Source organism: Bacteroides propionicigenes (assembly GCF_018390535.1).
Taxonomy (GTDB): Bacteria; Bacteroidota; Bacteroidia; order Bacteroidales; family Bacteroidaceae; genus Bacteroides; species Bacteroides propionicigenes.
Window position 1 is genome coordinate 48626 of sequence record NZ_JAHBBW010000019.1, and the last position, 6593, is coordinate 55218.

Here is a 6593-nt window from a genome sequence, read left to right on the forward strand (position 1 = left end):
AATTACTTCTGAAGAAAGGCCATAAGAGCCTCTTTGTTTTGAATAGGAGTCGTAGTAGGACGACCGAGATCCTTGCGGTTGCCCTTCTTAACACAAATCTGCAGAAGTACAGGACCTTCTGCATTCTTTATTTCAGCAAGTTTTGCTTCGAGTTCCTCCATGGCCTCTACCGAATAGGTTACCGCATAACCCACTGCTTTAGCAACGGCACAAAGGTCAATCTTGAGACCAACAGTAGGCTGGCCACCTACAGAGTCGTGTGCACCATTATTGAATACTATATGCACATAGTTTTTACACTTCATGCTAGCAGTAATGGCCATATTACCCATATGCATGATGCTAGCACCATCTCCATCAAAGCAATATACTCTACGTTCAGGTTTCTGGAGTGCGATACCGAGAGCAATCTGTGAAGCGTGCCCCATAGAACCTACAGTAAGGAAATCACGCTCATGACCCTGGTTCCATGCGGTACGTGCCTCAAAAAGCTCGCGCGAAATCATACCGGTGGTTGATACGATGCAGGCGTTATCCTCGATGCTCGAAGTTACCTTCCGTATTGCTTCCTCGCGAGACATGGTGAGGTCGTTCACCTCAATATTCTGAAGTTTGTAGGCATCGAAGGTATCCTTCTCGATAACAAGCGCATAGCACTCGTTGGTAACCTTCATAAAGTCGACAGCAATCTTGATCTGCTTTGCAACACTCTCTTCGTCCTTAGGCAGGATAGCATAGTTGATACCCATGGTGTTTAACAGACCGGTAGTCACCTTACCTTGCTTTATATGCTGAGGCTCATCATGTACACCGGGGCGGCCTCTCCAACCGATAACGAGCAGTACAGGAATATTGTATACCTCCTTATCGGTAAGCGAAGCTAACGGATTGATTATGTTGCCCTCACCGGAGTTCTGCATATAAACTACAGGTACTTTGCCTGTTGCCAAATGATAACCAGCAGCAATACCCATAGCACCACCTTCGTTAGCAGTAATGATGTTCTGCTCAGCAGGAAGATTGTCGGTAATGTAGGCACAGATATTCTTGAGCAGTGAGTCAGGAACACCAGCATAGAAATCTATGCCGTGTTCCTTAAGCGTATTTACGAAAAATTCAGGTCTTATCATCGTCGCTGATTAGTTCTTAGTTCCAGGGATAAGTTCGAGAATCTCCTTGATAGGCATGCAGTACTCAGCAACAGCCTCCTTCGAACGAGAGTGCATAAGGATAGACTTGGCGCAGTTCATCATTGCAGGATAAGAAGCACGAAGCATATGGTTAGCATAGATTACTACATTGATACCCCAAGATGCGAGTTCCTCCTCGGTAAACTGGTTGTAAGTGGTAGGTACTACTACAATAGGTACATCGGCATACTTAGTACGGAACTGGTGACAAAACTCTTTGATGTCCTCACCAGTTTTCTCTTTCGAGTGAATCATGATGCCGTCAACACCAGCCTCAACATAGGCAAAGCAACGCTTGATAGCATCAGAAATAGGCTTGCCAGCGATGAGCGACTCACAACGAGCAATGATCATAAAGTCATCGGTGATCTGAGCGTTCTTACCAGCCTTGATCTTAGCACAAAAGCTTTCGATGGTATCCTGAGTTTGGACGGCATCTGTACCGAAGAGCGAATTCTGCTTCAGACCCACTTTATCCTCGATGATAACTGCCGATACACCAAGACGCTCAAGAGTACGTACGGTAAATACGAAGTGCTCGAGTTTGCCTCCGGTATCACCATCATAGATGAAAGGCTTGGTAGTTACCTCAAGAGCATCGTTCAGACCGTGGAGACGAGTAGTCAAATCAACAGCCTCGATATCAGGCTTTCCCTTAGAAGTAGAATCAGTGAGCGAAGAAGCCCACATACCATCAAACTCACGCCTTACGTTATTCACCTCTACGCAAGTATTCTCAGCGATCAGACCTGTAAGTCCAGAGTGCGACTCAAGTATGCGTACAACAGGTTTAGCAGCAATGAGACGGCGGAGACGTTTCATACGAACCTCAGGAGTAGTACCGATTTCCTTCAGACGCTGGTTAAGCATAGAGCTGGAGATACCTTGGGTGTAAGGAATGTCGATTACCTTACCACCCCACTGCGAGATGCAGTCTATAACGCGCTGGCGAGTTTTCTGCTGAACCCCCTGTTTCCAATCATCACCATGGAGTACGTAATCAGGACGTACCTTTTCAAGGTTAGGAACGTAATCAAGAGTAGTTTGAGGTATTACCTCATCAACACCCTTGAGATTAGCAACGATCTCACTTCTCTGCTCGTAAGTGAGGTAAGGCAGACGTTTATAGCTAGCGATAGCCTCATCAGTAAGGATACCTACCACCACACGACCAAGTTTCATTGCCTCGTGAATGATGTTCAAATGACCTGTATGAATGATGTCAGCAGACATACCAACATAGACTGTTTTTTTGTTGTCCATAATATTTGTTATTGTAAGTACTCTATTTAGGACACACCCCTTAATTAAGGCACTTTGAAGTGTCCTAATTAATGGGTATGTTAAATAATAAGTTTTGAAATTAACATTGCCTCATTGCCAAAGTGATTTAGTTGTTACTATTGAATTACACCTCATAACGGTCAGTGTCTTTGTCTGCGAGCACATCGGCTATGCGGCGGCAAGCTTGACCATCGCCATAGGGGTTGACAGAATGTGACATCTGTTTGTAGGCAGTTGCATCATCAAGGAGGGTGCTGACCTCACCCACGATCTTATCATAATCGGTGCCGACAAGGTGAACGGTACCCGAAGCAAGAGCCTCGGGACGTTCGGTGGTGTCACGCATAACAAGAACAGGTTTACCAAGCCCCGGGGCTTCTTCCTGAATTCCACCCGAGTCGGTAAGTACAATAGTAGCTTTAGCCATTAGATGTACGAACTCGAGGTACTGCAAGGGCTCAATGAAGAAGAAGTTAGGACGGGTGAGATCTTCACCAAACACCTCGTGAATTGGCTTACGCACATTTGGGTTGAGGTGCATTGGATATACAAAGTCTACCTCTGGATACTTCTCACTGAGGTCCTTCATGGCGGTGACCATGCGGATGAAGCCGTCGCCGAAATTCTCACGTCGATGGCCGGTGATGAGGACGAGTTTCTTACTGCCATCAAGGCGGGTGACGTCATAACCGGTATTAAGCAGTACTTGGTTCTGCTCCTGAGCAAGAACGGCATCGGTGTTGAGTTTGTCAACGACCATGTGGAGGGCATCGATCACGGTATTGCCGGTGACATAGATATTGCCGTGGACTTTCTCCTCCTGCAGATTCTTCTCGGAGAGTGGGGTCGGCGAGAAGTTATAGGTGGCAATGCGTCCGGTGATTTGACGATTCATCTCCTCGGGCCACGGGCTGTAGATATTGTGCGTACGGAGACCAGCCTCAACGTGCCCCACAGGAATCTGTGCATAAAAAGCGGCCAAGGCTGCGACGGTGGAGGTAGTAGTATCGCCATGAACGAGGACTACATCGGGGCGGCATTCTTTGAACACGTCGCACATACCAGTGAGAATGCGTGAGGTGATGTCGGTGAGATTCTGACCTTGCTTCATGATGTTGAGGTCGTAATCGGGACGAACGTCAAAAATGGTGAGTACTTGGTCAAGCATTTCGCGATGCTGACCGGTGACGCACACGACGGTTTCAAACTCGGTACGGCGCTTCTGGAATTCCTTGACCAAGGGACACATCTTGATAGCTTCCGGTCGGGTTCCGAAGACCAGCATAATTTTCTTTGCCATATTAATAAGCAGTATTATCTAGTACTATTAGTGTTGGGGGTATTCAGTAAAAATTCAATTATGAGTATACTCCAATAATTTTTAATCTCTGCGGAAAACGTCGCGTGTGTATACTTTATCCTCTATATCTTTGAGGCAATCGTCAAAGCGGTTAGCGATGATTACATTCGACTGAGATTTGAACCGGGCGAGATTATTGACTACCTTGCTTCCGAAAAAGAATTCGCCATCGGAAAGGGTGGGTTCGTAAATGATAATATTAGCACCTTTGGCTTTCACACGTTTCATGATGCCTTGAATAGCACTCTGACGGAAATTGTCTGAATTCGACTTCATGGTAAGGCGGAAGATACCGATGGTAACAGGTTCCTTCGAACCGTCGTACTGGTTGTTCTCGCTATAACTATACCAACCTGCCTTGCGGAGTACGGCATCAGCAATGTAGTCCTTACGGGTTCTGTTACTCTCCACGATAGCGGACATCATATTCTGAGGCACGTCTTGATAGTTAGCAAGGAGTTGTTTGGCGTCCTTTGGCAGACAGTAACCGCCATATCCGAAACTGGGGTTGTTGTAGTGTGTACCGATGCGTGGGTCAAGACCGATACCGTTAATGATGGCGGCAGAGTCAAGACCTTTAACCTCGCTATAAGTGTCCAACTCATTGAAGTAGGATACACGAAGGGCAAGGTAAGTGTTGGCAAAGAGTTTCACAGCTTCCGCTTCTTTCAAACCCATATAGAGTACAGGAATATTCTTGGTGCACCTGTATTGCTCCATAATAGGATTCTCGGCAGAAGGACCTTCTGCACTTTCCACAAGAAGTTGGGCAAATGTCTTGGCAGCCTCCTTCATGTGGTTGCCTTGAATCTGACGGATGGCTTCATTCTCCTCTTCCCATTCTGCTCCCATCATCTTGGGATAGCCTACAATGATGCGGCTTGGATGGAGATTATCGTAAAGAGCCTTACTCTCACGCAGGAACTCGGGAGAGAAAAGAAGTCGGAACTCACGACGTTTACCGCCCGCTAATGGTTCCATCTGTGCAAACGTCCGTGCGTATTTCACATACAATGAACGGCAATAACCCACAGGGATAGTTGACTTGATAACCATGGTTGCCTCAGGATTCACACTCAGTACAAGATCGATGACATCCTCGATATGGTGGGTATCGAAGAAGTTTTTCACAGGGTCATAGTTAGTGGGGGCGGCAATAACCACAAAATCGGCATCTTTATATGCTGCAGCACCATCAAGCGTGGCAGTAAGGTTCAGTTGTTTCTCTGCAAAGAACTTCTCAATATACTCGTCTTGAATAGGACTGATACGATGATTAATCTTCTCAACCTTCTCTGGAATTACATCTACAGCGACTACTTCATGGTGTTGCGAAAGCAATGCAGCCATGCTTAGACCAACATAACCAGTGCCGGCTACGGCAATTTTTAATTCTTGGTATTCTCTCATCTTTGTAAGCACTCTATTACTTCTACCTTGCTTATTCTTAATAAAGTAGAAGATTAATTTTTTTTTAATTGATATGATTTTATTTCAGCATTTGTAAGCATTCTATTTGGACCATCCATTAGCATCCAACTTTAGCGTCACCCCAAGGAAAGCCGCTACAAGACGGTTGCCTAATAAATAACATCAAAAAGGACATTGGCTTTTAAGATTTATTAGAAGCTCTTGAAATAATCCAATACTGATACACATTGCATCTTACAGGTTGAGATTTTTGAGCACTAACTTTGCAAATATTTACATCTATTTTTATTAAAATTTGCTTACTAATCATAGGGTCTTGTGACACCCTGCCACCACTCTTGCGTAACTTTTCTTTCACGCCTACGCGCGCAGGAAGGAAAAAACATCTGAAACAAACAAACTCAGAACGTGTGTATTTCTGCACGTGCGCATAAAGGAAAAGTTGCGCAACTAAGGTGGCAGGGTGTCAAACGGCACTACCTGTTACAATAATCCAGCCGGAGACGTTCGCACAATTCCTTCAGCACAATCAATAACATCTCATCATCGTGCCGGAACTGGAGCTCGTCTATGTAGCAACGGATTACGGCATAGTACAGATAGAAGTTTGAATTGAAGCCCTTTTTAAATTTACATAAGTTTTACTGCTCATACCGGTGCAGCGGCACACTGCGCGGTCGGTCAGACGGACGCCGCATACCTCTATCGTTTCCTGCAACAAGACCAGGAAATCTCCCAATTCAGCATTGGGACAAAATTTACTCTTCATTGTCATTTCAAATTTAAACAGTTTTAATATTCGCACGTAACAGCTCATGCCAATGAAGTTAAATTCATTTAAATATCCATGATTTGTTTTCCTTGTATAGAGGGAAAACAAGCAATTATAAAATGCGGGAAATTATCCCCAACTTTGCGGTATGTTTATAACGAAATATCACAAAAAATACTTGATAATGGAAAATCACTCAACAAGATCTGTCAGTCCAACATTCTGTATTGCAATTCTAAAGAACCTCTTTACGATGCTAAAGTACCACTCTGCAACGCTAAAGTGGCACTCTACGAAAGCTCTATTCTTTCACTTCTTCCCACGGATAGGGATTGTCCACCACATTCTGAAATTCATCGATGGCTTCCCGCTGCGCGGTGGTGAGCGATGCGGCATCCCAAGATGCAATAATTGCACGGGCAACATCCGCCAAAGGCTCATCGTAAACCTCACCATAGCAAGCCGTAAGCAAACGGAGTTTCAACAATGAAGCGGGAAGAGCTTCAAGAATATCCCAACAGCGGTTCAAAATCTCCTGAATATGTTCCTGCTTTTC

General features: G+C 45.1%; 6 protein-coding genes. All 6 read right to left on the reverse strand.

The features are described from left to right. Positions 1-2: 2 nt before the first annotated feature. Positions 3-1130, reverse strand: a complete 1128-nt coding sequence (aepY, locus tag KG118_RS16775) for a phosphonopyruvate decarboxylase (RefSeq protein ID WP_117712304.1) — start codon at positions 1128-1130, stop codon at positions 3-5. Between the two features lie 9 nt (positions 1131-1139). Further along, positions 1140-2453, reverse strand: a complete 1314-nt coding sequence (gene aepX / locus KG118_RS16780; protein ID WP_117712302.1) for a phosphoenolpyruvate mutase — start codon at positions 2451-2453, stop codon at positions 1140-1142. A 145-nt stretch (positions 2454-2598) separates the two neighbouring features. Further along, on the reverse strand, positions 2599-3774 hold the full coding sequence (gene wecB / locus KG118_RS16785; protein WP_117712300.1) for a non-hydrolyzing UDP-N-acetylglucosamine 2-epimerase: 1176 nt from the start codon (positions 3772-3774) through the stop codon (positions 2599-2601). Between the two features lie 81 nt (positions 3775-3855). After that, positions 3856-5244 carry a UDP binding domain-containing protein gene (locus KG118_RS16790; RefSeq protein ID WP_117712514.1) on the reverse strand — a complete coding sequence of 463 codons (1389 nt, stop codon included), beginning with the start codon at positions 5242-5244 and terminating at the stop codon, positions 3856-3858. A gap of 604 nt (positions 5245-5848) precedes the next feature. Further along, positions 5849-6034: a hypothetical protein gene (locus tag KG118_RS16795; protein ID WP_117712513.1), complete on the reverse strand. Its 186-nt coding sequence runs from the start codon at positions 6032-6034 to the stop codon at positions 5849-5851. A 304-nt stretch (positions 6035-6338) separates the two neighbouring features. Next, the coding region (locus KG118_RS16800; RefSeq protein WP_249671504.1) for a UpxZ family transcription anti-terminator antagonist at positions 6339-6593 on the reverse strand (255 nt) is incomplete at its 5' end.

Coding starts and splice junctions, on each gene's coding strand:
- aepY (WP_117712304.1), bottom strand. CDS start 1,130: ATGATAAGACCTGAATTTTTCGTAAATACGCTTAAGGAACACGGCATA.
- aepX (WP_117712302.1), bottom strand. CDS start 2,453: ATGGACAACAAAAAAACAGTCTATGTTGGTATGTCTGCTGACATCATT.
- wecB (WP_117712300.1), bottom strand. CDS start 3,774: ATGGCAAAGAAAATTATGCTGGTCTTCGGAACCCGACCGGAAGCTATC.
- KG118_RS16790 (WP_117712514.1), bottom strand. CDS start 5,244: ATGAGAGAATACCAAGAATTAAAAATTGCCGTAGCCGGCACTGGTTAT.
- KG118_RS16795 (WP_117712513.1), bottom strand. CDS start 6,034: ATGAAGAGTAAATTTTGTCCCAATGCTGAATTGGGAGATTTCCTGGTC.